The organism is Streptomyces parvulus (assembly GCF_014648855.1).
Classification (GTDB): domain Bacteria; phylum Actinomycetota; class Actinomycetes; order Streptomycetales; family Streptomycetaceae; genus Streptomyces; species Streptomyces parvulus.
In genome coordinates, this window is record NZ_BMRX01000028.1 from 1 (window position 1) to 25,081 (window position 25,081).

Genomic DNA, 25,081 nt, shown 5'->3' on the forward strand with positions numbered 1-25,081 from the left:
TTCCGCACAGTTCAGCCACGCGGGCGCGGGTGGACAGCCAAGAGATGGCCTGGTCGGAGTTGATGCCGTGGGCGTGGATGTCTTCGCGTTCGCCGAGGGCGGCGAGGTCGGCGGCCTCGTTGCAGCGGCCGGCCATCGCGGTGCGGATGACGTCCTGGTGGCGGTCTATGACGTTGGGAGGCATCTCCCAGTCCCAGCCCCCATCGTCCTCGCCGAGATCTGCGACGTCGCCGATCTCGGCGAAGAGGCTTTCGTCCTCGTACTCCTGGTCGTGGTCGACGTCGGGAACGACCTCGGGGGCTTCCTGCTCGACGGCCAGCGACTGCTGTGCCTTGCGGCGCCGCGACGACGTGTCGGTGAGCGCGGCCTCCTCCTCGGTGATGACGGTCTGGATGATGTCGACGTAGTCCGGGCCGACCTTCCAGACCGCCTGTCCCGGATCCAGGGCCGGGATCCGGGCGATGGCCCAGGCGGGCAGACCGAGTAGGGCGCCGACGATGCCAGCCTCCTCGGGTCCCAGCCGGCCGACGTGGACGACCTCGCACAGCTTCGCCAGGTCGCGCGCCCTGCCCTCTCCGAGGTCGGACAGGGTGTGCATGTAGACGTCCAGCGACAGGCCGGCCTTGCGGGAGTTCTTCAGCAGCCGCTGGATGAGTTCGCTGGTGGCCGGTGACAGGAGGATCTGCCAGGCCTCTTCCAGCACCAGGTGCCGGTGCGGCGCCGTCGACTGCGGCAGCCACACGTGCTCGACCCAGCACGCCACTGCGGCCATCAGCGACGGAATCGCCGGTGAGTTGCGGTCGAGGCGGGAGAAGTCGAAGACGATGATGGGCAGGTCGGTCTCGGGCAGGCCGGCGCTCTCTCCGTCGAACAGGCCCCGCAGGCTGCCCTCGGTGTAGCGGGAGAGCGCGATGGCGGCGCCCTCGCCCCACTCGGTCAGCTTGGCGGCCGGCCAGCGGCCGTCTTCCGGATTCACCAGCGCATCCACGAGGCCGTTGAGGTTCACGGCCTTGGGGTGGTTCAGCGCGTGCTGGAGTGCGTGGGTGGCCTGGTGGGTGAGGGCGGCGGGTTCTACGGCCGTGATCAGCGAGCGCACTAGCTGCTCGCGGACCTCGGAGGGAAACAGGTCGGAGACGGGGTTGAGGGTGAAGGTGCCGGCCTGGATGACGCTTCCGTCAAGGGCGCGGGCGAGGGGCACCCACTCGCCGCTGTTGTCCTCGCCGAAGGAGTCGATGACGACGTACTGGTGGCCGTGCTTGCGGACCTCGCGGTGAGCCCGGACCTTGCCGGTGGTGCTCTTGCCCGAGCCGAGGCCCCCCAGCGCGACGCTGTTGGTGGCGGGCAGGAACCGGTCGTCGGTCATGACGGGGGAGAGGGAGAACGGGCGGCCGTCCAGGAGCGAGCGCCCGATCGGGATGCCGGGGAAACGGGTGCTGGAGGCGACCAGCGGGGCGGTGATCGCGGCGTGGCTGGAGGGCAGGCGGATCACAGGACCGCTCCTTTCCGGGTGGAGGCGCCGTGCGGCGTGGTCATCACGTGCGCGCGGTGCTGCTGGCCGGTGAGCCAGTCGAGGCGGATGCGGTGCCGGTCGGCGAGCAGCACGGTCTGCCAGCGGGCATCGGTGACGGCCTCGGGGCTGTCTGCCCAGACCGTGAGGTAGGCGTCGGTGTCGACGAGGGTGGAGCCGTCGACCAGGGCCCCGTGGGTGGTGGCGTTGGCCAGGCCGTGGGTGTCGGCCTTGACCTTGTCCGTGGTGAAGGCCTCGGACGCGGCGCTCTGCCACTTCGCGGAGCGGCGGGACTGGCCGGCGGGCAGCGGCCGGTACAGGACGGCGAGGGAGCGGTCGTCCGCAGCGGGGCCGAGCAGCAGCTTCGGCATGAGGTCGCCGTCGGCCTCGTGGGGCCAGGCGGTGATCCGTGCGGTGGCCGCGTGGCGGCCGTCGTCCAGGGCAACCCATCCCGGACCCTGCTCGGTCACCGCCGGCACCGGCTCCGGCTCCACCTGCGTGAGCGCGCCGAGGGTGGCGAACTCACCGGCCAGAGTCTCCAGGACGCGGTCCGGCTGGCCCACCAGGCCCTTGGGTACGTGGACAGAGATGGTCTGCGCGTGGTCGGTGTAGTCGCCCACGCGGGCGTGATGGGTGACGTGGACCTGCACGCCCGCACTGCGGGCCTGGCTGCCGGCGAACACCAGGGCACGGGAGAACGCCTCGTGGAACGCGGCCCGCGCGTTGGCGTCCTGCATGATGCCGTGCCCGGGGTACAGGGTCCAAGTGGCGGTCGCACCCGTCCCGGCGGCCATGGAGGCCGGTGCGGTGCGCTCGCGTAGGCGCCGGTAGCCGACCGTTGCCCAGCGCGCGATCGAACGCGGCCCGGGCGCCAGGTTCAGCAGCGCCGCGCCTACGCCGACCGCACCGAAGGTCCATGCCGGGGGCGGGGTGATCAGGGCCGACATGAGGACGGCGCCTCCGACGCCGGCATTCGCCTTCGTCAGCAGCATCTCGGCGGGGCTCAGGCCGCGTTGCAGGGCGGGCACGCGGAAACCGGGCGTCAGGGAGTACACGATTCCTCCTCGAAGAACGGCCCGGTCCCGGGGCATCCCGCCGACCGCTCAGCGCGGTGTGCGACGGGATGCCCCGGGACCAGGGTGGGCTACGGGTTGGCGGGCGGGTTGGGCGCCGGCTGCGGGGCCGGTGCCTGGGACGAAACGGCCCGGTTGGCAGCCGGCTGCGGCTGCTGGGCGGGGCCGCCGGGCGACGCGGGGCGAGCAGCTGTCCGCGCTGCCGCGCGCGCCGCGCTGATCTGCGCGGTGCGTGCCGTGTCCCGCGCGGCCTTCGCGCTGGCGGACTCGGTCGTCAGCCGACCCGGCCGGTCATGCTTGGCAAGGCCGTAGGCGCCGAACAGCACCCCGCGGTCCTGCGACATGGCCCGGCCGGGGGTGTCCACCGTGCGCGGATAGCGTGGCGTGCTCTCCTGCTCGTAGACGTCCGGTGCACCGGCCCGCACGACTGCCCGCGCCAGTGGGCTCTCGGTCCTGCGCTCCACTGCCGTCCGGGCAGCGCCGGCCAGCCGCGGCCCGAAGTACGGCACACCGTGGAAGATCATGCGCAGCATGAGGACGTCGGCGGCGACCAGCAGCACGGCATCCATCACCAGCGCGCCCTTGGTGAACTGCACGAACGGACTGATGAGCAGCAGGGCAAACGGCGCGAACATCAGCCCCAGCAGCCGCATCATCCATGCCTTGAGTGCCGAGGTGTCGCCGCCGCGTGCCAGCGAGGCCAGCACGACCGGGGCGAGGCAGACGAAGACGAGGATGCCGAGGCTGCGCGTCATGAACACCAGCGCCGCGAAGCCGAGAGCGACCACGAGCGCAGCGAAGATAATCATGATGGACAGCGGGTTCTCCGCGTCCGCCGCATCTTCCATGTCTTTGCGGATGACCCCGAACAGGGTTCCTTCGTCGCTGTTGAACGCAACCGTGAACGCGTTGCTGACGGCCTTGTTCAGCAGCATCACGGCGCCGGGGACCGAGGCCATGCTGGCGACGGCGGCGAGGGTCCATCCGGTCGACGCCCCGAGCTGCCGCATGCGGGGCGCGCCCTGCCAGGCGGTCAGGGCGCACACGACGACGACGCAGATGAAGATGGCGACGGCCAGGTGCTGTCCCAGCCAGAGGAACTGGCTGTAGAGCCAGCTGTCGGCCTTCTCCGGTGCCCATGTGCTGTCCGGCGCGACCAGCCCCTGAATCTTCTTGATCAGGCTGTCGGCGAGGTCCTGGAGGTTGGTGACGGCTCCGCCGGTGAGGCCGTCCCCGCCGGAGGCCGGCCCCCCGTCAGGGGGGCCGGCTCCGTCGTTGTCCCTCTCGCAGTACGCCTTGGCCGGACCCTTGATCGCGTCGCACGGGTCGTTTGCCAGGAAGGACATGAGGATCAGCCCTTGGCCTCGGTGACGGTGCTGAACAGGGTGTCCCCGTACAGGGCCAGGACCACGGCGACGAACAGCGTGCCGACGGCCTTGGCACCCTTGATCAGGGCGCTCTTGGGGTCGCCGGACAGAGAGAGGAGCATGCCGAGGGCGATGATGGAGAGGACCGCCGGGATGCCCTTGGTGACCAGGCCGCCGCCGGTGAGGCCGATGGTGTCGAAGAAGTCCTTGAAGCCCTTGGACATGTCGACGGGCGCGGCGAGGAAGACGTTTCGCATTTCAGATCTCCTTGTTGGTGTGCGTGGTGGGGCGGGCGACGGCGAACAGGTCGGTCATGGTGTCCAGGGGTGAATAGCGGACGTCGGTTCCGGGGCGGGGAGCGTCGATCATCCAGCCGCTGCCGACGTAAATGCCGACGTGGTGAATGCTCGTGGCGCTCTTTCCGTAGAAGACGAGGTCCCCGGGCTTTACCTGTCCGGGTTTGACGGGCTGGGATGCCGCGTACTGTGCGGCGGCCGTGCGGGGCAGGGTGATGCCTGCTTTCGCGTAGGCGTAGAGCGTGAGCCCTGAGCAGTCAAAACCCGTGGTGCCCGATCCGGTACTGCCATTGGGAGAGCAGCAGATACCGCGACTGGGGCCCTTCGCGTTTCCCCCGCCCCACGAGTAGGGGGTGCCGAGCATTCCCTGTGCCGCTTTGATCGCGGTAGTCGCCTGGTCGGCGGTGGCGGTTTTCCCTCCGTCTCCGCCCTGGCTGGCGAGGGCGTTGATGGAGCGGACGTAGTTCTGTGTTTCCCGGTACGGGGGGACGCCGCCGTATTTCTGGACGGCGCCACTTCCCGCGTTGTAAGCGGCAAGCATGTTGTTCTGCCGGTTACCGGGGACGTCCTTGACGTCCTCGGCGATCGCGCAGAGGTATGTTGCGGACGACGGGATCGCATCCTCGGGGTCCCAGACGTTCCGCTTGCCGTCGCCGTTGCCATCAATTCCGTGGGTTTCCCACGTGGACGGCATGAACTGCGCGATGCCCTGCGCACCCACGGGTGAGCTGGCTTTCGGATTGAAGCCGGATTCCTGTGTGAGCAGGGCAGCGAGCAGGTTCGGGCTAACCTCGGGGCAGGTGTCTCCCGCGTCCTCGATCAGGGTTTTGTATTCGGCGGGCACGGCCATGCTGAGCGCTGTACCTATGGGGTCGTCGCCGGCGGCCTGGACGAGCGCGGCCACGATGACGGCCACGGTCGCTCCTGCCCCGAGCGCGGCCATTCCTGAGGCACGCAACGGGCTTCCTCCCTCCCTTCCCTTGTTTTGGTTGTTTTTGCAGCTCAGGACCGTCACCTTGGACCGCACCCGGACCGTCACCCGGCGCCTGGGCACCGTCACCCGGCGTGGCGGGGTGACGGTGAGGTGGCGGTGTGGGTGCGGTGCTGGGTGACGGTCACGAATGGGACATAGCGGCGGCGGTGAGGTCGGCCAGGCGGTAGCCTCGGACGCCCTTCGCTCCACGGTGAGCTGAGACACCGAGTAGCTTGTTGAGCTGCTTTCCGACTTCCGTCGGATCGGTTTCTGCGATACCAAGCGCCGGGGCCAGTTCGGGCGTGGGCATGAATTTCACACCCCTACTCTGCATCAGTTCGATTGCCTGCCGGATCGGTGTTTCCTCCGGTAGCGATTCCATGCGCTGACCGGCATTTTCGTCCACCACATCCCAGATGAACTTGTCATCGAAGTTGAAGCCTCGGATGAGGGTGGACCGTCCGTTGGCGAACAGAACTGCCTGACCCTTGATGTCCGGGTCAAGGAGAACCGGATTGATGGGTGCGATGGTTTCGAAGTAGGTGTCTCCGAGAGCGACCTTGGCCGTTCCTGCCGATGCCACATACAGGCACATCCGGTAAAGGAACTGATCCCTCACCTCAACAGGAATGGCGTTCACGGAAGGCCGCTGCGTCATGAGTACCGTGGAAATGCCAGACTCCAGGGACTTGGCGACCAGGGATCGCGTGTCACCGGAAATCTGCCTGGCCTGGTCCTTTTCCTCGTTTGTGGCGCCCGACGCAAAGAAGTCGGCAGCTTCGTCCACGATGAAGATGACCGGCTTGAACTTCGGCGCGGGCTGCCGGTTACGGATGGCTTCCGTAATCTGCGCGTACCGGTCGTCCGAACGTCGGTTGAGTTCCTGGACCATGTCCCAGAACACGGCCGGGTCGTCGGACGATTCGTAGCGGGTGGCGATCGGCTCGAAGCGGGTCAGTCCGCAGAACTTGCCGTCGAGCAGGTACAGCTCGAATTCGCCGTACGCGATGAGCAGGCAGGTAATGAGGCCGTTGACCAGGGTGGTCTTGCCCATCTGGGTCATTCCCGCGACCAGGAGCGAGGCTTTGTCGAAGGTGGGCACGCCGGCGAGCTGTCCGTTGACGTCGTGACCGAGCGGGACGCCGGCGAAGGTCTCGATTTCCTGGCGGGTCGGGGCCGGGAACGGCCGGGTGAACGGGGGTTCGTGGAGCTTGAGGAGCTTGACGCGGCGTTCGTTGTCGCGGCTACGCTGCATGGTCAGGTGCAGGCGGGTGACGCCGAACATGCCGGCCACGTTGCCCAGCCGCTTCTCGACGTCCTCGTACGTACGGCCCTTGGGGACCAGGAAGTCGTAGACCTCGCCGGTCTGCACCGGGGCGATCGTGACTTGGTCGGCCCTGATGACCTGCTCGCCGCCGATGACGCCGGCCGTGCGCAGTGCCGCTGTCAGCTCCGGGTGCGCGGGAACCGTCTCAGCGTCCGTCTCACCGTCCAGGGAGGCCGCGGGCGCCGCCTCCTGCTTGAGGGTTGCGGCGGGTTGCGTCTGGCCCGTCAGGAGCCGCTGGAGGCTGCTGCGCAGGCGCCAGGCGCCGTAGCCGAGGCCGACCAGCACAGCAACCACGAGCACCACCGTGACCGGCCACGACAGGCCAAGCTTGTCCTTGATGGCACCGAGAACGGCGAAGACCGTGACAAGGCCGCCGATGGCGCCCGCCGCGTGCCCCCATGCATCGTCGTTGACCTGCTGTTTCTTCCTTCCCACACCCCTGCCCTTTCACTGTGATCATGAATGGTTGCGCGAGCGTAACCGCGCACCCGTTCGATTTCTTGGGGTTTTTGTCCAGCGCTCGCCGGATCTGCTCCCCGGGTCTGCGAACGCGTGGTCCGCTCGCCGGGTCACTCATCGGGTCTGCGCAGGTCGACTGCGCCTTTCGGCTTCCGGCAGTCGCAGCAAGGGCCAGCCCGCACGGCGGGCTGGCCCTCACTGGTGGTGCCGGACAAAACGGGGCGGACGCCCTGATGTGGGTCAGGCGTCCGTGTCCTCAGATTCGTCGTCGGTGTCGGAGTCCTCGGTGTCGGCCGGCGGCTGCGCCGGGGCGGGGTGCTCTTCCTTCGACATGAGCGCGCCCCACGAGCGGCGGACCCGCTTCTCGCTGCCGACGAATCCGTCCTCGCGGAAGGTGGCGACGGCCTGGCGGTAGGACAGCGGCGGCTCGTCGCGGTAGCGCAGGTGCCGCAGGACGACGTCGAGCTGTCCGTCGGTGAGCTGTTCGCCGGGCTCGGGGGTGGGCACGCCCGTGACGGTCGCGAGCTGTTCGAGCGTGACGCGGTCACGCTCGGCGTCACGGCTGGTGTGACGGCTGTTGTCGCCGTTGCCCACGCTCCCGTCCTGACCTGCGTGACTGCCGCTGTCGCCGGTGCCGGTGGCGTCACGTTCCGGGCCGGACAGGGCCGGTGCCGTGGGCAGCGCGGGCACGGTCGGCGTCCACGAGCCGAGTTCGGGCAGCGCGATGGCGGCGACCGAGGGGGGCAGGGCCTTGTCCGTGACGGTGGCCTGCGTGGTCTGCGCCTGCGCGTGCAACGCCTCGGTCATCTCCTGCTGCATCTTCAGGTGCGCCTTGCGGTAGCGGGTCTCCGCCTTGGACACCCGCTTCTCCAGGCTGGTCGCGGTGTCCAGCAGCTCGATGCGGTGCGCGGCCTCGGCCTCCATCTTCTCCAGCTGGTCGGCGACCTCCTGGCGCTTGGAGTCGAGGTGCTGGCGGGTCTGCTCTGAGGCCCGGCGGCCGAGCGAGGGCAGCGCGATCCACCACGCGGTCTTGGTCGCGACGATGGCCACCGGCGTGAGCACGATGGCCAGGTCGAAGCCGGCGGGGCCGGACAGGATCAGGTCGGCGGTCGGGATGGCCGCGTTCACGAAGGTGAGCGCCAGGCCGGCCGCCTGCACCCGCAGCCGGCGGCCGCGGTTGTTGCCTGCCAGGATCTCGGTGGCCTGGAAGACGCACCACAGGGCGTCCAGGGCGCCGACGACCGGCACCGCCCAGGCGCCGAAGCGGGGTTCGAGGATCTGGTAGCTGACGGCCACCGACAGGATCGCCACTCCGAGAGTGACCAGTCCCAGGACAGTCAGCACCGTCCCGCGCGGGGACGGCCTCAAGCTCTTGATCGCGTTCACGCTGTTCCCTTCTGATCAGTGCGGGCGGGGTCGGGGTCAGGTGGTCAGGCCGGTCAGGCGGCCGACCCTGGCCAGGTGCGTCTCCTGGTCCTGGATGAGGCGGTCCGCCTGTTCCACGAGGCCGCCGCGGAAGACACCGCCGAAGCCGTCGCCGACGTGCCAGTCCTTCGCCTCGGGGTGGCCGGCCTTGGCGAGGGCCTCGCCGTGGGTGAAGTCGGCGTACAGGTGCCGGTCGTGCACGAACGCGATGTCGGCGGCGCGCTCGTCGAACGCGGCGGCAGCGGCCCGCGTCTGGTCCTGCGCGTCGATGAGCCGGGAGATCGCGGCCGGCCATTCCGTGGCCGCGTTCGGCTTGCGCAGGTAGGCGTAGGCGCGCTCCAAGTCCTTGGCCGCCCGCTCGTACACGTTCCAGCGGTACGGGGCGTCCTTGACGGCCTCGCGCAGGTCGGCGACGTACGCGGCGCACTTCCATTCCTCGCGCGCCGCCTCGTACAGGTTCGAGATGACCGCGCCGGCCTTCTCGCGCAGCAGGTGTTCGGCCTCGTCGGCCGACTCGCTGACGTACGTCAGGCGGGGGTCGTTGTAGAAGGAGCGGGGCGTGCAGGGCTCGGGCTCGCGGCCGGTGAACGGCGTGAAGACGAAGTGCAGCCCCCAGCCGAGCGAGTTGGGCTCGATCTTGCGCAGGTACGGCGGGAGGTGCGGCGTGAGCCGTTCCATGATCTCGCGCATTTCCTCGGGCGTGATCTGGAAGGTGTGACCGAGAGAGGTCATGGCGGATGCTCCTTGGCGGGTCGAGGCGGCGGTACGCGGACGCGGCACGGCCGGGCCGCCCGCGGCGGCCGGCGGCTTGCGTGTCAGCCCCGAGTCGTCCAGGGGCGCGCGTAACGGGATGGTGCGGGTGGACACAGGGAACCTCCCTGGCAGACGTGCGGAGCGCGGCTGAACGGCTCCCCTGGACCGCGCCCGGAACCGACCCGCACGGGGTGCGGGGCGGGGCCGGGCGGGTCAGGCAGGCGTCAGACGGCGGGGGCGGGCCGGTGATCGGTGGGCAGGCCACGATCGGCGAGGGCGGCGGCCAGGTAGTCGGCGGCTTCCTCGTCGTCGATACGCATCTCGTGCCGGGCGAAGGCCAGGCAGGCGACCTGCGCGGGCGTCACGCGCCCGATGTCCTGCGAGGTCGTGACCATCGCGTCCTGGAGGACGCGATGGGCCACCCTCATCAGCCGGAGGTGGCGCTTGCGGGCGCGCATCGTGCTGAGCATGTGAGGTCCCTCCCTACGTGTGCCGGGCTGTCCGGCTCCCCTCGCCCCGTCCGTACCGGCCGCCGGGGGGCGGGGCCGGGACGGGCGGGGGAGGCAACCGACAGAGGTGGCGGTGTCGGCTGAGCGGGGTTGGCTCAGCGGGACTTGCGGGCGTTGCGGACGCGGTTGATGTGGGCGTCCTGGCGCCGCTCGAACGTCGTCCACAGCTGCTGTCCCTCGGGGCAGTGGCGGTAGAGCGTGCAGTCCGTGCAGGTGGCGCGGTGGTCGCTGTAGGCGTTCGTCGCGTCGATGTAGCGCTGGTACAGGTCGTCAGGCACGCGGGATCCGTTCGTGGTGCCGGGGCGGGTGGAGGTCGGCGACGCGGTGGCCTGCCTCCCACGCTGCTGTCGCGGCCACTGCGGCGGCAGCGAGCAGCAGGCGGGTCAGGGGGTGGCCGGCGCCGATGCGGGAGGCGGCCCGGGCCGCGCGGTGCTGCGCGGCCCGGGCCGCCGGTATGAGGTGCGGCATCAAAGCCCGAGGTTCTGGCAGGCGCCGCACGTCCACGCCGTGGGCTTCCCGCTGGCGCCCGGTGCGGCGCCGAACACGCCGCCGCACATGTCGCACTGCATGCCGCCCCCGGCCGTGGCCGGGGCCGGGGGCGGGTGCGGGGGCGATCGAGGCGGGCGGGCAGTCCGCGCCCGTGCAGTTCCACCGTCCGCACAGCGGGCAGGCGTCGTCGGCCATCACCGGCCGGTGCAGGGTCAGGACCGGCTGACGCTCGTAGCCGGGCATCCGCTCCTGCATCTCCTGAAGCGTGCGCGGCACCCGGCGGCCGGCCGGGACCCGGCCGTCGTTCTCGCGGACCATCCTCGCCAGGAGGTCACCGAGCTGCCGGTGCGCCTGCGAGTTCGCCGCTGTTGTGCGGGCGGCGGGGCGTGTCATGATCGCTGTGGTCATAGGGATTCTCCGATCCTGTTGACCGGACAGCCCCGGAGCTCTCACCTTCCGGGGCTGTCACCTTGTGACTGGCCGGACGGCCAGCCACGGCCCGTCTCCCGCCCCTGTCGGCGGGGGTGGGAGAGGGACCGTGGCGAGCCGTCAGGCAGCCGGGGCGTAGACGGTGCGGGCGGGCCGGATGAGGTAGTCCTCGTTCGTCCAGACCGAACCGACCACGAAGGGCTGGCCGTCGGGGCGAAGGGTGTCCCGGACGATGACCGCCCACCGCGCGCTGGTCCGGCGCAGCAGCCGGGCCGCTTGCACGGGGTTGGTGACCAGGGCCAGGACCTCGAAGCGGCCGTCCTGGTTGGCGTAGATGGCGCCCACGCCGCGCGGTCCGATCTCGGCGGCGCGTGCGGTGTGGGGGTGCGGGCGGCCGTCGCCGGGCTGGCCCTGGCGGCCGTCACGCTCGTGCGGCTCGGGGCGCTGCGGAAGCGGCGGCCGGGCGCTCGTGATGAGGGGTGCTGTCATGCTGGGCATGTCGTGGGGCGTCCTCTCAGGAAGGGTGACCTGCGACGAAGAACCCCCAGGGCGGCATCCCTGGGGGTTCGTCGCATCCGGGCAGTGCGCCCTGTGCACTCCGCCGCCCACCAGCCCCCGAGCGGTGCGGGGTTGGTGGGCGGCGGGCAGCGCAGGCTGCGTCAGGCGGTGATACGGACCGGCGTCTCCGGCACGGACGGCCCACCGTCCTTGGGAGCGTCACCGGCCGGTCGAGTGCTGCGCTGCTGGTCGGTTCGCTTCACCGCAGCGTTCACCCGGCGCCACTGCTGGCGCCGCGGGGCGGCCGGTGCGGCCATCGCTCGGAGAGCGGCCTCGTGCTGTTCGTGCACGAACCGGACCGAGGCGTCGGTGTGGCCCGCGCGGATCTCCAGCTCACGGCCGCCCGGGCAGCGTGCGCGCCCCGTCCGGCACACCTCGCACTCGCTGCGGTGTACGTGGACGGCGGCACGGGCTTGGTCCCGCACGGCCAGCAGCCGGGCACTCGGAGCGGGCAGGGACGCCAGGCGGGTAACCGGTGTCGGCACCGCCGTGCGGGGCTTGCGGGTCACCCTGGCGCTGTGACGGCCGGCCGCGGTGCTGTCGGCGGCGAGCAGCGCCTGCCCCCATTGCTCGGGGGTGAGGTCGATGGTGATGCGCTGCGCGCTACCGGGGCAGCGGCGCCGACGCTCGGGCTTGTCGCCGAAGTAGCGACGCTCGCCGCTCTTCACCGGCTTGTCGCTGCTGTCGCGGTGCGGGCTGATCATCGAGCGGGTCAGGCGGTGCCAGGACTCGCAGTCCGGGCACACCGCGAGCGGCGTCTCGCCCTCGCGGAGGTTGAGGTGTTCGGGCCGCATGCGGCTGGCCTTGATCGGGGCACGTCCGTTGTGACGCATCGTCTCTCCCTTGCTGCTGCGTTCTCCGCCGACCAGGAAGCCGGAACACGTCCTTTGTCCTGCTCTCCTGGACCGCGGGCAGCGCAACGGCTGCGGGTGGCGCACCTGGCTGGGCTCCGTGGGACCTCGTGTTTCGTACACCACGACGGACAGCCAGACGTATGCAGTTGTTGCCGCTCATGAGTCGAGACCCGGGTGAGGATCGACACTAAGCTTCGAACCAGTGAGCATCATCCAACTTGCGATGGATGATGCTCGCGAGAAAAAGGTGACACACTTGCGCGGCAAGGTCAACATCCAACGCAAGTTGGATTGCAAATCCAACTTGCGTTGGAGATTGCTTCCGCGATCACAAGGTGAGAGAGTGCAGCTATGGCGAAGGCATCGAAGTACCTAGAGCTGGCCGACAGGCTGGCCGACGCGATCAGGGAGGAGTACGAGCCTGGCGACCGCTTCCCCACCCTCATGGAACTTGCCAAGGCCTACGACGTGGCGCCCAACACCGTGAGCAGGGCGGTTCAGGTACTGAAGGAACGCGGTCTGCTGTCCGGCAAGGCGGGTGGCACGACCCGGGTGCGAGTCCAGCCGATGCAGCAAGTCAGGACCAACACCCGGTACCAGATCGAGAAGGACATGGTGCTGCGTCCGGAAGAGGAACGCCGCGGTACGGGCGTCGCCGAGCTGGAGCACCGGGTCCCGGTGTCCTCCATGTACGAGAACCTGGTCGACATCGACGTCGTCCCGGCGCCGGCCGACGTAGCCGAGGCTCTTGAACTCGCGCCCGGCGAACTTGTCCTGCGCCGCGTCAATACGCGTCGACACCGACGCGGAGCCGGCGTAGGCAGGTCCGTGTCGTACATGTCGCATGACCTCGCCAGCAGAAACCCCGAGTTGTTCGACCCGGAGCGCGAACCGTGGCCTGGCGGTGCTCTCCACCAGCTGCACACCGTCGGCATCGAAGTCGAGCGGATCGAGGACTGGGTCACGGCCTCCATGCCGACCGACGCCGAGATGGAGGAACAGGACATCCCTCCGGGGGTCCCGGTACTGCGCGTCCGGAAGGTCTCCTACGCCACCAGTGGGTCAGCGGTAGAACTCACTGAGATCCCTCTGCCTGCCGACCGCGTAGAACTGCGGTACACAACCCCCATGAGGCCCTGGTCATGACACGAACAATCAGCGTCGTCACCCCCGTCTACGACGGCGGGGACGCATACCTGCACGAGGCCTACGAGTCGCTGCGCGATGAGCGGCCACGCCTTCCCGAAGGCTGGGACCTTCAGTGGCTGGTCCAGGAGGACGGCACGACCGGCAAGCCCGCTCAGAATCTGCCGGATGAGCCCTGGATCTCACCCGGCATGGCGAGCAAGGGAGGCGCCGGCGTTGCGCGCACCATGGCCCTGCCGCGCGCAACCGGCGAACTGGTGCGCACGCTGGACGCGGACGACGCCATCGTGCCCGGAGGCCTGGCCCGTGACATCAGCACGATGGAGGCGCACCCCGAGATTGGCTGGTGCATCTCAGCTGGGCTGGACCTGCTCCCTGACGGCTCGACAGCGGCGGGTCCCTATGACCCGCCCGAGGGTCCTTTGCCCTACGAGGACCTGCTTGAGGGCTACGACAACGACCTCTTCCCGGTGCTGGGCACTCACCTAACGGTGAGGAAGCCCCTGCTCTTCGCCGTAGGCGCCTGGCCGGCCATCCCGGCGTGGGAAGCAATTGCAGTTGTGCTGTGCTGCGCCGCCGTCTCAGACGGGTGGATGATCGAGAAGCCAGGTGGCTACTACCGCAAGCACCCGGGCCAGACCACCGCCCAAGCCGCTTACGCCGACGTGGCCGACGAGGACGAACTGCGCGCCATCGTGAGGGCGCAGGCCGAGGCCCTCCACAACATCGGGTGGCGATGGCCCTAGATCGAGCCGCTTGGTGACACGCCGTCACCCGTTTCCACCGCCTGTCTAGAGCTCTATTCAGCTCGACGCAGCGCAAGGAGTGGAGATCATGTCCCGATCTAGTACGAACGGTAGACGCTCTGGTTGCCCGCGTGTCGCGCGTGCACTCGGGTCATTCGCCTGGCGTGCTATTGGTGGGAGGTCGTCGTGGCTAAGCCGCGTCCGCGGCAGCTTGCGGCCTATGCGCACTTCCTCAGGAGGCTAGCTGCCAAACGCTCCGATGCGGCCATCGGCTACGACTTCCCGAACATGGGCCGATCGGTTCTGCTCCATCCGGCCCTTGTAATGCGAAGCGGCCCCTGTCGCCACAACAGGAGCCGCTTCCAAGTTGACTCAACCGAGCTCGCAACCCTTGAGTCATGATCCGGTGAGGTGACCTCGCCGGGGGTGATACCCGTGGGCCTTGCGCCCCGCGGTCACCTCTACCCAGAGTATGCGCCACCCATTGCGCAACGCCACTACTCCGGGCCCATAACTTGGTCACATCTGCCGGTCACGACTCCCCTACCTGGGGAGATGACCCACTTGCACCACCCGAACGGTCCGCATTTGCAGGACGTCTTCGGCGCCACCTATCTCGAGCGCGGCTGGGAGCCGCCCGAGGAGGTCGTGCTACGCCGCGGACTGGTGCGCACACCGACGTTACAGCCCGAGGACATCGGTGTGCTGGCGGAACTGCTGCTTCGCGACCCGCGTCTGCCGTCGACCATGGAAGCCATCCGCGCCGACCTTCAAAGCCGCGGCTGGAAGATGGGCAAGGACCGCTACAACGCCATCGCAAAGCGGTTGACGAAGGCCGGCCACCTTGCTCGCGTCTCGGTCTACGACGAGGCGTCTCAACGCCCCACTTGGGTCACACGGGTGTACCGAAACCCTGCGAACAACGACCAGTACGTCGATCTCGGCATCGCCGCATCTGCGCAGGTCGACACCGAAATGCGGGAAACCCGCGATCCGGACAGCACACCCGGCGCCGAGCAGCGGGAAACCCGCGTTTCGCCTGGTCAAAGCCGAAATGCGGAAAACCCGCGATCCGGTGCCGAATCGCGGAAAACCCGCAGTCTGGAAACCCGCGTTTCGCCTGGTCAAGGCCGAAATGCGGGAAACCCGCGATCCGGCGTCCACCCCCCACACCCCCCGGAGGAGGAGGATTCCTCCTCCCCTACCCCTCCCTCACGTCACTCGCGTGCGGTTCCGTCACAGCGGGAGGAGGAGCCGGGCTTCGCTGCAGAGGAGATCGCTGCGGCTGAGGACTTCCTCCAGCAAATGCAGCAGTGGCAGGCCGGGGCCGCAACGGCGCGCAGTTGCGCACCGAAGCTGCTGCGCACGATGCGCGAGCAGGGCTGGCCATCGCTGGCGGGTGGGGACGCCGGATACCGCGCGCTGCTGGAAGCCGAGGTCCTGAAGAACACCGGCGGTGCGACGTCGTGGACGAAGTGCCTGCCCGGTTGGGTGCGGGACCTGCGCCGCTATGCCCTGGTGCGCCCGCAGCCCGCCCCGGCACGGGACGCCAGCCCGCGGCCGACGTCGACGCGTGCAGCCATCGAGGCCTGCCCGCAGTGCGACGAGTACGGCTGGCTCCTGGACGACGACGACAGCGGCCCGCAGCGCCGCTGCACTCACCCCCGCGTCGGCAGCAAAGTGAAGGCGGCCACGTGACCACGACCTTGGAGCACGGCCAGGAGCATGCTGCCGTCTCGGTGGAGTCGGAGGCGCGCGCGCTCGGGGCCTGCCTGATGGCCACCCCCGCCTACGACCCTGTGGCCGACGTGGCCCGTGCGGTGAGCGAGGGCGACTGGCACGAGCCCGCGCACGAGCTGGTCTGGGCGGCTGTCCAGCGTCTGCACGGTGCCGGACGGCCGACCGGAGCGCCGGCGGTGGAGGCGCAGCTGCGCAGCACCGGAGACCTGGAACGGGCGGGCGGCGTGGTGGGTCTGTCCCGGCTGGCGAGCGAGGCCTGCTCACCGGCCGAGGCCGTGCACTACGCCGGCCTCGTGCACGGCTATGCCCAGGTGCGCCGCTACCAGGCCGCCCTGGTGCGCGGGATGCAGGGCGCCCGCCAGGCAGACCCACTCTGCGTGGCCGAGACGATCGCCGCGCACCAGGCGGAACTCGAGTATCTGACCGCCGACGATCAGAACGACGACACGTTCGGCCGGTTTGGAGACCACCTCGACACCCACCTCGACAGTCTTGCTGTCTCTCTCCCGGCCGCTGCGCGCACAGGTTTCACCGACCTGGACACGCTGATGAAGCTCATGCCCGGGCAGATGATCCTGGTCGCAGCGCGGCCGGCCATGGGCAAGTCCGCGTTCGCGCTCGGTGTGGCCACCGCGAACGCCCGCAGGGGCGGCCCGACTCTGGTGCACAGCCTGGAGATGGGCTGCGACGAGGTCAGCAACCGCATCCTGGCCGCCCGGGCCCGGGTGGCGTTCCATCATCTGCGTGACGGCGCCGAAGGCCTCACCGAGGAGGACTGGGACCGTCTGGACCGTCACACCCCGGAGCTCAAGGGCCTGCCGCTGTGGATGGACTACAGCGCCCGCGTCAGTCCGGCCCGGATCCGCTCCCGCGTCAAGACCGTCCTCCGCGAGACCGGCCGCGCCCCGCTCGTTGTCGTGGACTACCTCCAGCTGATGCAGACCGACCAGCGCAACACGCGCCAGTCGACCTACGACCGCGTCACGGAGATCAGCCGCGAACTGAAGATCCTGGCCTCCGATACGGGCGCCGTGATCCTCGCGTTGGCGCAGCTCAACCGGGGGCCCGAGCAGCGTCCGGACAAGCGGCCGGCCGTAAGTGATCTGCGGGACTCCGGAGCCCTGGAACAGGACGCCGACGCGATCATCCTGCTGCACCGCGAGGACTACTACGAGCCGGAGTCCGGACGGTCCGGGGAGACGGACCTGATCGTGGCCAAGCACCGCAATGGACCGACCGGCACGGTGACGGTGGCGCATCAGTTCCACTACAGCCGCATGCGCGACATGGCAGAGGAACCCGGCCAGGACTGACTTTCGTGCCAACTCGCACGCTAGGCCTGCAGGTCGATGACGAAGTCCACCACGGTCGTGTCGCCTCGCCGCACGATCGGGTGGGCCACCTCCACGATCCGGCCGTTGTCGGCGATGTGCCGGCGGGTGTAGCGCAGCACCGGGACACCGTTGCCGATCCGCAGGGTCTTGGCCTCGTCTTCAGTCGGCATGCCGCTGGTGAAGCTCTCCGTGATCCGCGTGACGCGGATGCCCAGGGAGGCCATCTGGGCTCTCGTCCCGCCGGGCCAGGGCTCGTTGATGGGGTCGGAGACCGGGGTGCCTTCCACGTCGCTCCAGCGGACGTACGAGGTACTCATCTGGGTGGGCGTCTCGTTGTCGTGGAAGACGAAGTGCCAGCCGATGCCTTGGTCCCGCGTGTATGGGGTCGCCGGGGCACCGGGCTTGGTCCGGTATCGGTCGGCCGCCATGCGGTGCACGGGAGGCACGTGCCGGACGCGGGTGCCTGCCCTGGCGCGGGTCTCGATCAGTCCTTCGTTTCGCAGCAGCGCCAGAGCATTGCGGATCGTCGTCTCGCTCACCCGGTAGTGCTCGGAGAGCGCTGGGAGGGTGGGGAGTTGGTCGCCCGCGCTGAACTCGCCCGACGCGATATGACGACGCAGCTCAGCAGCGATTCGCAAGTACTCGGGCTGTGCCACTGACCTACCACCGTTTCGAGTGATCACTGCTTTCTGTGCACACATATTGCCCCGATCCGCTTGACCAGCGCCAATACCGCCCGCCAATCTGTGCACAGATAAGCAGTATCCGTGCACAGGAAGTCGCGGCAAGCAAAGGACAAACATGTCCGAAAAGGGTCACTCCTGGCGTCTGGTCTTCCAGGCCCATCCCGCCGAAGCCCACCGAGTCCGCGCGTGGGCGGGTGCGCGATTACCCCACCCCGATGCCTCACAAGTCGCCAACGAGCTATTCCTCTCCGTGCTCGGATCCGGCTCCCCCACCATCGAGATGACCCTCTCCACGGCGGGCCCCCGGACCCAGGTCGTAGCGGCCGGCTCGGTGGAGCTGAGCGTCCTGCACAGCCATGGCCCCGGCTTCCTGATCGTCAACGCCCTGTCCGCCCGATCCGGCCTGAACACCGACGGCCAGGGGATGTGGGCCCTGCTCACCGAGAAGGACGAAACGTGAGAGCGATCATCAAAGCGGCGGAGTGGATGCTGGGCCCCGAAACGGCCGAAGGGGCACCCCGCGAACCGATGTACGAGTCCGAGTGCACCTCGTGCGGTGAATCCAGCGGCGCCACGGACAACGAACAACTCCCCGCGGAGGTATGGGCGCTGAAGCACACCGGCGCCCATCCGGACCACCGGACCTACCGCGCGATCATGACGAGCTTCTGGCGGGTCTCCCCCGCCCACGGCAATCCCTACCGCGACCTGGAGGCCCAGTGACCCACGAGGCAACCGGCGCCTGGGTCGGGGACCAGGTCTACGACGACGTGGCAGGCAAGGAGGGCGTCATCACCGACGTGAAGGGCTGCACCTTTATCCTGCGGGAGGTCTACTCCTGGGCCCTGACCTGGACCTCCCACGATGCCAAGACACTCCAGGTGACCGTCCCCCGCCAGGAGCGGATCAAGCGGCGGGAAGAGCGGTGACCCACACTCACCCTTGCCCGCGCCAACGAACCGCCCGCGCGTCCTGTTGGCGGCATACGCGTACGAGACGGTCTCCCGCTTCCGCACCCCGCAGGTGACCTGCATAGGCGAAATCACGAGTGACGACGGCGAGACACAGTCGCAGAACAGCAGGCCCGCAGCAGCGTCACCGGCCTACAGCGCCGCACGGGCAGCGAGGACGACAAAGGCCGCGCCGGCGGGGAAGGCCTCGGGATGGCGCGCGGCGGCGGTTGCGGCGGCGAGGTAGAACGCGCCAAGCCCCGGCAGGACAAGGGCTGCGAGCACGGCGGGGACGTCGGCGGTCCAGGCCGCCGGGTCGGCCGCCACCAAGCGCTGCAGCACGATTGCGTAGCCGGGTGCCCCCGCGTCCGGTGCGCCGGCCAGGGCGACCGCGGCGGTAAGCGGACCGTCCGCGGCGGCCCGCTCGCGCAGGTCTTCCAGCGTGAGCGCGGTGTGGTGGCGCGACTGCGGGCGAGGGGCAGTGCGCGGGTCGGGCGGGCCGTCCGGCCGGGCCCGGCGCAGCGCTGCCAGCAGCGGGTCGTAGCCGGCCAGCAGCGGCGCGGGCAGGATCGGTGACCAGGCCCAGGCCCGCTCGGCGCCAGCGGGCAGGACCTTCCCTGTCATGGCGGCCGCGGGTGCGGATCCGAGCGCCTGACGGACCCGACGGTGAAGGTCGGCGGTGCGCTCGGTCGGGCAGTGCGTGAGCACGAGGTCGACCAGGCGGGCGCCTTCCGGTGTCGGGTGGTTGGCCAGCAGCCGTCCGGTGGCCTCGACCGCCAAGTCCCACCACTGCCCCGCTTCTTCGTCCCCGGCGCCGCGGAGCGGCGGGTGCGCGGTCAGGTTGGCGGCGAGCACCCGGTCGTGCCCTCCTGCGTCCGCAGCCGCGGTCCTCGGCCACGCCCGCAGGCGGTCGGCCAGCGGCAGGCCGGCCGCGGCATCCGCCGCGGCGAGGTCGAGGACCGCGCGGGCCAGCAGCGCGCCCATGTCCAGGACCCGATCCAGGAAGAGCGTGGCGTCAAGGACGCGGACCTCGGCCAGGTCGACGAACTCCGACCAGGGCCGCCGGCCGGACGTCTCGAGGTCGCGGCGAAGCAGGCCCGCCAGCGCGCCTCGGACCGCGCGGGCCCAGCGGAACGGGCCGCCGGCGTCGGCGTGGACGGTCACGACCAGCTCCCGCAGCAGGCCCGTGATGTCGGCGTCTCGCTTTCAGACATCGCGGCCCCCGTCCTCGCGTATCCAGCGGATGACCTCGCGGACCGCGGCGCTGGCCGCTCCGCCGATCGCCGCAAGGCAGCCCTTCTTCGCGAACTCCTTGCGCTCCGAACTCCCGGAGTCCACGCCGTCCTTGCCAGCCTTCGCCGGGTCACCGGCGGCGTCCTTCGGGATCTGCTTCTTGTTCATGCCCCTGACTCTCGAAGAGCAGAGGCCCGTCCGGCACATCTCCGGACGTCCGGAGAACGTCCGTCGGCGTCCGGGCCGCTCGCCGCACCCTCCAACCCCTCACGATCGCCTTCATCGCCCCCCGGGGTGAGATTCCCGTGAATGCGCCCGCCATGAGGCGGGGCCCGACAGGATAGACGAGGTGTTCATCCGCCCTACCGACCTCTGGCATCACTACGGCCGCACCCGCCACGCCACCGACCGCACCGTGCCCGACCGCTTCCTCTGGAGCTGGGGCCAGGACGCAGGGCCCGGAGCCGAGGCCCTCGGCGAGATCGACGGCCGCTGCATCGGCGACCTCGGCGCCGGAGCGGCCCGGCACGCCGCTCACCTCGCCGTGCACCACCATCCAGCCCGGATCATCGCCGTCGACGCCTCACCCGCCCAACACGCCATGGCCCAAGACCTGTACGACCTCCTCGCCTCCCGACTGCGCCTGGTCCGCGCCGACGTGCGCCGGCACCTGCATGCGACGGCTGGCACCTACGACGTGCTCTACAGCGTCTTCGGCGCCGTCGACTTCGTCGAGCCGCGCGAGCTGCTGCCTGCAGCCGCCGCCGCGCTGCGCCCGGGCGGCCGCCTCGTGTTCTCCACCCTCGCCCATCACCTCGGCGGCGAGCTGGCCCACCCCGACGTGCAGCACACCGAGATCGGAGCGAAGACCCCCGAAGGGGCAGCGGCCACGATGCACCGCTGGGTCCTCCAAGAGCAGGTATGGAGCAAGCTCCTCGACGAAGCCGGCTTCACCCGGATCAGCACGGAGACGCTGCCCGGCGAGCCCGGGCCGCGCGCCGCTGACACGCTCCTGGTGACCGCGTTCCGCCCCGGCCAGCCGCCGTGAGGGAGGGCCCCGACAGTCGAGGATGGTGATGTCCTCGTGCTCACACTCACCAGCAGCGCGTGTGCGACATCCCGCGAGTTCCTCCGAGCCCCGCTGATTCGAGGCCGGAGGGGCTCGCACCCCGCGTGGACGTAGGCGGGCCTCCCGGACTCCGGGGCCATCACCGTGGAGCCGTTGGAGCGGGCCCGTACCCACCTGCAGGCCGGATAGAGGGCAATCCCCGGGGGGCTCGGGCCGAGTTCGTCGTGCATGGGGGGGGTTCCGCCTTTCAGCCACAGCGGCGCATTCTGGGCGTTCCACCGTCTCACCGGTGCCCTTCACCAAGGACCGGCACCTCCCGGGGACGCTGGGCTGGCGCCCCATCGCGCTTCCCAGGTGGATGTGGTGCCGCCGCCCCCGCTGTCCCCCATTCAGCGGGGGCCCACTCGCGAAGTGGGGGCGCTACGCGGGCGAGAACGCGTCGTTGACCAGGCATGGTGAACACTCCTCCTCCCCTCCCCGGAAATCCGGTGCCGCTGCGGATCGACGACAGGATCACCCTCATCGACCGCCGGCCCCCGGGCCGTGTGCACTCCCTGCACCGCGACATCGAGAACGGCCGGCCCGGAGTCCGCTACCGCCTGCCCTGCGGACGGACCCTGGAGGAACGGATGCGCTGGGCCTACCTCAGCGACATCGCCACGGTGAACGACCGAACCACCGACTACGCGCTGCGGTACCCGATCCCCGACGAGCTCTACCCGCAGCCGTCGGACGAACGTGCCCTCCTCACTCGGCCACCGCTGGAGCAGGTCTCCCGTCGCCTCTACGAGAGCACGGCCCTGGAGGCGAAGCTGCGCCGTGTGCCCGTGCCGGAGGTCTTCGACCCGGCCCAGGAAGAGGACCTCTGCAACGGCATGGTCGGCATCGACGTGGAGATGCGCTTTCGCATGTACGTACTGCCCGGCGAGCAGGACGACGCGACCGCGGTGCGCGACGCATTCGAACACTGGTTGCAGCGCGAGTACGGGCCGCGGCGCCACGGGGTAGTCGCTCCGCGATAACACGCTGCTCGTGGGCATCGGCGACCCCGAGTTGTGCACCCGCACGTCGTTCCTGGCTGGCTCGCCCGCCTCGGCCTTCGAGCACTGACCCCGGCCGCCTGACGGCGCGCCACCCTCGAGGATGCCCCGGCGTCCGCATGATCCTCTCCCATCATCTCGATGCAGAACGAGGCGCGCCGGGAGGCTACTGGCTGGCCGATGAACGCGAGGGCTGCGGGGTAGGCGTGCTCAGACCACGAGGCGCTGCACACCGACCTCTCCGTCGAATCAGGCGTACATGCTCGGTGGCATGGCCGACCACGGCTCTAGGCCGGTTCGTCTGGATCACTTCCGTTGGCCGAGGTTGTCGTTGATGATGTCCGGGTGACCAACCGCATCAGCGCTCTGATCTCGGCCTTCGGCGTCCTTGCCAGCGTGGTGCTGCTCGTTCCTGCCGTTCGTGAGTACCGCTCTGGCGCGTCGGTCCTCTGGCTCGTGGCTGGAGCCGTGATCTTCCTCAGTGCTTCGTACGCGCTCGTGCGGGATGTGCGGCGACTCCGTACCGGGTCGACTGCCTGACAGGGGTGCCGTTCCGACCGGCGCCGACAGTCGTTGTTCGTGTGTGCCGTTGACTGACGCGCAGTGGGCGCGAATCGAGCCGTTGCTCCCGGATCGGACACCGCGGCGGGGTGGCCGGTGGCGGGACCACCGAGAAGTGATCGACGCGATTGCCTGGAAGTTCCAGACGGGATCGCAGTGGATCCACCTCCCGGAGAGGTACGGCAACTGGCGAGGCGTCTACAACAGGCTGAGGATGTGGGCCGTCGACGGCACCTGGGAGCGGGTGTTCACCGCGCTGATCGCGCAGGCCGACGCCGACGACGCCTTAATTGGGCTGTCTCGGTGGACTCCACCATCGTGCGCGCACACCAGCACGCGGCCGGGGCCCGCAAAAAGGGGCCCCGGCCAGCGAACCGGCGGACCACGCCATCGGCCGGTCCCGGGGCGGACTGAGCACGAAGATCCACCTGGCCTCCGATGCCCACTGCCGGCCACTTGCCTTCGTGCTCACCGCCGGACAGGCCGGTGACGCACCTGCCTTCGCTCACGTCATGGCCCGCCTTCGCGTTCCTCGACGGCGAGGACGTCCCCGCACCAGGCCGGACGTGGTCCTGGCCGACAAGGCGTACTCCTCCCGCGCGATCCGCGAGCACCTGCGCAAGCGCGGTATTCGAGCGGTCATCCCCGTTCCGGCCGATCAACGCGGTCACCGGCTGCGGCGCGGCAGCCGGGGCGGCAGGCCACCCGCCTTCGACCGCGAGGTGTACAAGCGCGCAACACCGTCGAACGCTGCATCAACCGCTTGAAGCAGTGGCGGGGCATCGCCACCCTCTACGAGAAGACCGCGGCCATCTACCTGGCCGGACTCCACATCGCGGGCATCTTCCTCTGGTCAGCGCGGTGATCCAAACGAAACCGCCTAGCTGGCCTCGTGGCTCCGGTTGTCCGACACCTGCACGTGCTGGCGGGCGGCTACACCTGGGTCGACCCCGCCGCGGTCATCCTCAACGCCGAAGAAGTCTGACGTGGCGGTTCGTCGTGCTCGGGCGCCTGCCGGCTACCGGCGCAGGCGCGAGAGACTGCCGGGCCGCCTGGGCACCTTCAGATCGGTATCCGGCACGGCGGTCTCGGGAGGCTGCGCAGGGCCGGTCGCGCCGAAGACGGCGTGTCGCACGGCATCCCAGTCATCGTGGCGCCACCAGTCGAACAGATGGGCACTGCCGATCACCGGTACGGTCAGTGCGTCGGCGAACGCGCGGTCGGTGTAGACCTCGGCGTCCCGCTGCGCGGGTGGGACCTTGACCTGGTGGTTGACCACCAGGACGCCGCCGTCAACAGGCTCGGTCCCGGTCAGACGGGGCCAGGTGTTCAGGTGCTTGAGCAGTTTGTCGGGCAGGCTGTGCGGCGGCCGGTTGTTCGCCGACTTCACCTCGACCAGGACTCGGCGGCCGTCGTACTCGGCCAGCAGGTCCGCCGACTTGGTCCCGTACACGTCGTCGAGGCGGGTCACCGTGGCGCCTGCCGCGACCAGGACGTCGTGCACTGCGTCCTCCAGCGGGCGGCCGGTGCCGAACAGCAGGTTGTCGCGCAGCGGATCGGCCACGGCCCGCAGCGCGGCGAGTTGCTGCTGCAGCTCGGTGTTCCGCCGCTCGTGGGCGCGCTGCTCCTCGGCGATCCTCTTGACCAGTTGGGCTTCGGCGTCGGTGGCGAGGGCCGGGTCGCGCACCAGGGTCGAGCGGGCGCGGGTCAGCGCGCCGGGCACATACGCGGGCAGTGCATGCTGGACCAGCCACTCCACCAGCAGCCGGTGGTCGGTGCCGTGGGGAACCACGAACCACCGGGCACTGCCGTCCGCCGGCATCCACAGCCCCGCTACCGGGTCGCCGAGGCCGTCGAGTAGGATCGGGCGCAGCTCCCCCTCCCCCGGCGGCGGCCACACCCTGGCAACTCCGGGGCGCGAGGACCTGGCTTCCTTGAGATAGGTCAGGCGGAACCAGGCGCTTGGAGGACGGTTGAGTAGCCGGGTACCGAGTTCGTGCTCGGCATGGTCCAGGCCGTCGGCGAGTTCGGGACTCAGGCCGGCAGGGAGCGGGTTGGCAGCAATCGAGCCGTAGTGGTCGGGCAGGTGGACGCCGGGAGCGACGGTGCCGGAAAAGACGTTGTGCCGGTGTTGGCCAGCGCCGATGCAGGCGACGACGAGGACGGTCTCACCGCGCTGCCGGGCTCCCGCGACGTAGCGCTTGTAGGGCTCAAGGCCGGTGGCGGGTCCTCGGAAGGGGGACAGGACGGCAGCGCAGTCGCTCGTCTCCTGTCCATTCCACCGCGGCTCCACCCCAAGCGCCGCCCAGTCCGCCGCTGCCGGCCGCACCGCCGGGGCGGGCCGGCGGCCCGGCCCGCCGGATGTGCCGATCACGTCCGGAGCCGGGGACGCTGGGGGTTCGCCAACGATGTGCAGCGGGACCGGGGCGGAGCTCGGAATGGGCGTGCTCATAGTGGACACGGTAACCGCCCCTCCGTCACTGTTGCAGGTGGCCGTCAGCCGTGCAGCCACTGGTCAAGGCGGAGGCCTCGATGCCCAGTTCGGTCAGCGCGCGCC

27 protein-coding genes and 1 pseudogene are annotated in these 25,081 nt (G+C 69.8%); 11 read left to right on the forward strand and 17 right to left on the reverse strand.

Going from position 1 to position 25,081, the window contains the following annotated elements:
• From IE108_RS33750 to IE108_RS33810, 13 genes are all read right to left on the reverse strand, one after another.
• Positions 1–1,489 (reverse strand): putative type IV secretion/conjugal transfer ATPase (locus tag IE108_RS33750; RefSeq protein ID WP_189397831.1); only part of this gene is annotated, 1,489 nt, incomplete at its 3' end.
• Positions 1,486–2,562: a hypothetical protein gene (locus IE108_RS33755; protein WP_064732453.1), complete on the reverse strand. Its 1,077-nt coding sequence runs from the start codon at positions 2,560–2,562 to the stop codon at positions 1,486–1,488. The genes IE108_RS33755 and IE108_RS33750, both read right to left, overlap by 4 nt.
• Before the next feature lie 89 nt (positions 2,563–2,651).
• A complete protein-coding gene (locus IE108_RS33760) occupies positions 2,652–3,926 on the reverse strand; it encodes an energy-coupling factor transporter transmembrane component T family protein (protein ID WP_064732452.1) in 1,275 nt (424 codons plus the stop codon).
• Positions 3,927–3,931: 5 nt separating this feature from the next.
• Positions 3,932–4,204: a hypothetical protein gene (locus IE108_RS33765; RefSeq protein ID WP_064732451.1), complete on the reverse strand. Its 273-nt coding sequence runs from the start codon at positions 4,202–4,204 to the stop codon at positions 3,932–3,934.
• Between the two features lies 1 nt (position 4,205).
• On the reverse strand, positions 4,206–5,186 hold the full coding sequence (locus IE108_RS33770; RefSeq protein ID WP_162494717.1) for a C40 family peptidase: 981 nt from the start codon (positions 5,184–5,186) through the stop codon (positions 4,206–4,208).
• A gap of 172 nt (positions 5,187–5,358) precedes the next feature.
• Positions 5,359–6,978 (reverse strand): FtsK/SpoIIIE domain-containing protein, encoded by a 1,620-nt coding sequence (locus tag IE108_RS33775; RefSeq protein WP_064732449.1) that lies wholly within the window; start codon positions 6,976–6,978, stop codon positions 5,359–5,361.
• A 264-nt stretch (positions 6,979–7,242) separates the two neighbouring features.
• Positions 7,243–8,313 (reverse strand): hypothetical protein, encoded by a 1,071-nt coding sequence (locus IE108_RS33780; protein WP_064732448.1) that lies wholly within the window; start codon positions 8,311–8,313, stop codon positions 7,243–7,245.
• Positions 8,314–8,424: 111 nt separating this feature from the next.
• Positions 8,425–9,159, reverse strand: coding sequence for a hypothetical protein (locus IE108_RS33785; protein WP_064732447.1), 735 nt, complete (start codon positions 9,157–9,159; stop codon positions 8,425–8,427).
• Positions 9,160–9,404: 245 nt separating this feature from the next.
• Entirely contained in the window at positions 9,405–9,650 is a 246-nt protein-coding gene (locus tag IE108_RS33790) for a hypothetical protein (RefSeq protein WP_064732446.1), read from the reverse strand.
• A gap of 134 nt (positions 9,651–9,784) precedes the next feature.
• A complete protein-coding gene (locus IE108_RS33795) occupies positions 9,785–9,967 on the reverse strand; it encodes a hypothetical protein (RefSeq protein WP_064732445.1) in 183 nt (60 codons plus the stop codon).
• Complete coding sequence (locus IE108_RS34995; protein WP_229852682.1) at positions 9,960–10,586, reverse strand: hypothetical protein; 627 nt, start codon at positions 10,584–10,586, stop codon at positions 9,960–9,962. The genes IE108_RS33795 and IE108_RS34995 overlap by 8 nt, the downstream gene beginning before the upstream one ends.
• Before the next feature lie 141 nt (positions 10,587–10,727).
• Positions 10,728–11,105, reverse strand: a complete 378-nt coding sequence (locus IE108_RS35000) for a hypothetical protein (RefSeq protein ID WP_229852684.1) — start codon at positions 11,103–11,105, stop codon at positions 10,728–10,730.
• 161 nt (positions 11,106–11,266) lie between these two features.
• Complete coding sequence (locus IE108_RS33810) at positions 11,267–11,998, reverse strand: hypothetical protein (protein ID WP_064732443.1); 732 nt, start codon at positions 11,996–11,998, stop codon at positions 11,267–11,269.
• A 372-nt stretch (positions 11,999–12,370) separates the two neighbouring features.
• On the opposite strand from IE108_RS33810, the gene IE108_RS33815 reads away from it, so the two are divergent.
• The 4 genes from IE108_RS33815 (at position 12,371) to IE108_RS33830 (ending at position 16,964) form a co-directional block, all read left to right on the forward strand.
• Positions 12,371–13,165 (forward strand): GntR family transcriptional regulator, encoded by a 795-nt coding sequence (locus IE108_RS33815; protein WP_064732442.1) that lies wholly within the window; start codon positions 12,371–12,373, stop codon positions 13,163–13,165.
• The gene (locus IE108_RS33820) at positions 13,162–13,911 is read left to right on the forward strand and encodes a glycosyltransferase (protein WP_064732441.1); all 750 of its coding nucleotides are present in this window, start codon (positions 13,162–13,164) and stop codon (positions 13,909–13,911) included. The genes IE108_RS33815 and IE108_RS33820 overlap by 4 nt, the downstream gene beginning before the upstream one ends.
• A 588-nt stretch (positions 13,912–14,499) precedes the next feature.
• Positions 14,500–15,609 (forward strand): hypothetical protein, encoded by a 1,110-nt coding sequence (locus IE108_RS33825; RefSeq protein ID WP_159394674.1) that lies wholly within the window; start codon positions 14,500–14,502, stop codon positions 15,607–15,609.
• Positions 15,606–16,964: a replicative DNA helicase gene (locus tag IE108_RS33830; RefSeq protein ID WP_064732439.1), complete on the forward strand. Its 1,359-nt coding sequence runs from the start codon at positions 15,606–15,608 to the stop codon at positions 16,962–16,964. The genes IE108_RS33825 and IE108_RS33830 overlap by 4 nt, the downstream gene beginning before the upstream one ends.
• A 20-nt stretch (positions 16,965–16,984) precedes the next feature.
• On the opposite strand, the gene IE108_RS33835 is transcribed toward IE108_RS33830, so the two are convergent.
• Positions 16,985–17,623: a GntR family transcriptional regulator gene (locus tag IE108_RS33835; RefSeq protein ID WP_229852686.1), complete on the reverse strand. Its 639-nt coding sequence runs from the start codon at positions 17,621–17,623 to the stop codon at positions 16,985–16,987.
• Between the two features lie 163 nt (positions 17,624–17,786).
• Here IE108_RS33835 and IE108_RS33840 point away from each other — a divergent pair, with 163 nt between their 5' ends.
• From IE108_RS33840 to IE108_RS33850, 3 genes are read left to right on the forward strand one after another with little or no spacing between them, the layout of a single operon-like run.
• The gene (locus tag IE108_RS33840; RefSeq protein WP_064732437.1) at positions 17,787–18,131 is read left to right on the forward strand and encodes a hypothetical protein; all 345 of its coding nucleotides are present in this window, start codon (positions 17,787–17,789) and stop codon (positions 18,129–18,131) included.
• Positions 18,128–18,394, forward strand: a complete 267-nt coding sequence (locus tag IE108_RS33845; RefSeq protein WP_079163944.1) for a DUF7848 domain-containing protein — start codon at positions 18,128–18,130, stop codon at positions 18,392–18,394. Before IE108_RS33840 ends, IE108_RS33845 begins: the two co-directional genes overlap by 4 nt.
• The gene (locus IE108_RS33850; protein ID WP_064732436.1) at positions 18,391–18,600 is read left to right on the forward strand and encodes a hypothetical protein; all 210 of its coding nucleotides are present in this window, start codon (positions 18,391–18,393) and stop codon (positions 18,598–18,600) included. The genes IE108_RS33845 and IE108_RS33850 overlap by 4 nt, the downstream gene beginning before the upstream one ends.
• 174 nt (positions 18,601–18,774) lie before the next feature.
• Here IE108_RS33850 and IE108_RS35005 read toward each other — a convergent pair whose 3' ends face one another.
• Together IE108_RS35005 and IE108_RS33860 are read right to left on the reverse strand one after the other, a co-directional pair.
• The gene (locus IE108_RS35005) at positions 18,775–19,785 is read right to left on the reverse strand and encodes a hypothetical protein (protein WP_064732435.1); all 1,011 of its coding nucleotides are present in this window, start codon (positions 19,783–19,785) and stop codon (positions 18,775–18,777) included.
• 42 nt (positions 19,786–19,827) lie between these two features.
• Complete coding sequence (locus IE108_RS33860; RefSeq protein WP_064732434.1) at positions 19,828–20,022, reverse strand: hypothetical protein; 195 nt, start codon at positions 20,020–20,022, stop codon at positions 19,828–19,830.
• Positions 20,023–20,203: 181 nt separating this feature from the next.
• Here IE108_RS33860 and IE108_RS33865 point away from each other — a divergent pair, with 181 nt between their 5' ends.
• The 4 genes and pseudogenes from IE108_RS33865 (at position 20,204) to IE108_RS33880 (ending at position 23,389) form a co-directional block, all read left to right on the forward strand.
• Positions 20,204–20,902 (forward strand): class I SAM-dependent methyltransferase, encoded by a 699-nt coding sequence (locus IE108_RS33865; protein ID WP_107420545.1) that lies wholly within the window; start codon positions 20,204–20,206, stop codon positions 20,900–20,902.
• 509 nt (positions 20,903–21,411) lie between these two features.
• Positions 21,412–21,945, forward strand: a complete 534-nt coding sequence (locus IE108_RS33870) for a hypothetical protein (RefSeq protein ID WP_064732432.1) — start codon at positions 21,412–21,414, stop codon at positions 21,943–21,945.
• Between the two features lie 363 nt (positions 21,946–22,308).
• Entirely contained in the window at positions 22,309–22,503 is a 195-nt protein-coding gene (locus tag IE108_RS33875) for a hypothetical protein (RefSeq protein ID WP_064732536.1), read from the forward strand.
• A 43-nt stretch (positions 22,504–22,546) separates the two neighbouring features.
• Positions 22,547–23,389, forward strand: a pseudogene (locus tag IE108_RS33880) (IS5 family transposase).
• 153 nt (positions 23,390–23,542) lie between these two features.
• Here IE108_RS33880 and IE108_RS33885 read toward each other — a convergent pair.
• Entirely contained in the window at positions 23,543–24,976 is a 1,434-nt protein-coding gene (locus IE108_RS33885) for a DNA-binding protein (protein WP_064732430.1), read from the reverse strand.
• Positions 24,977–25,081 lie beyond the last annotated feature (105 nt).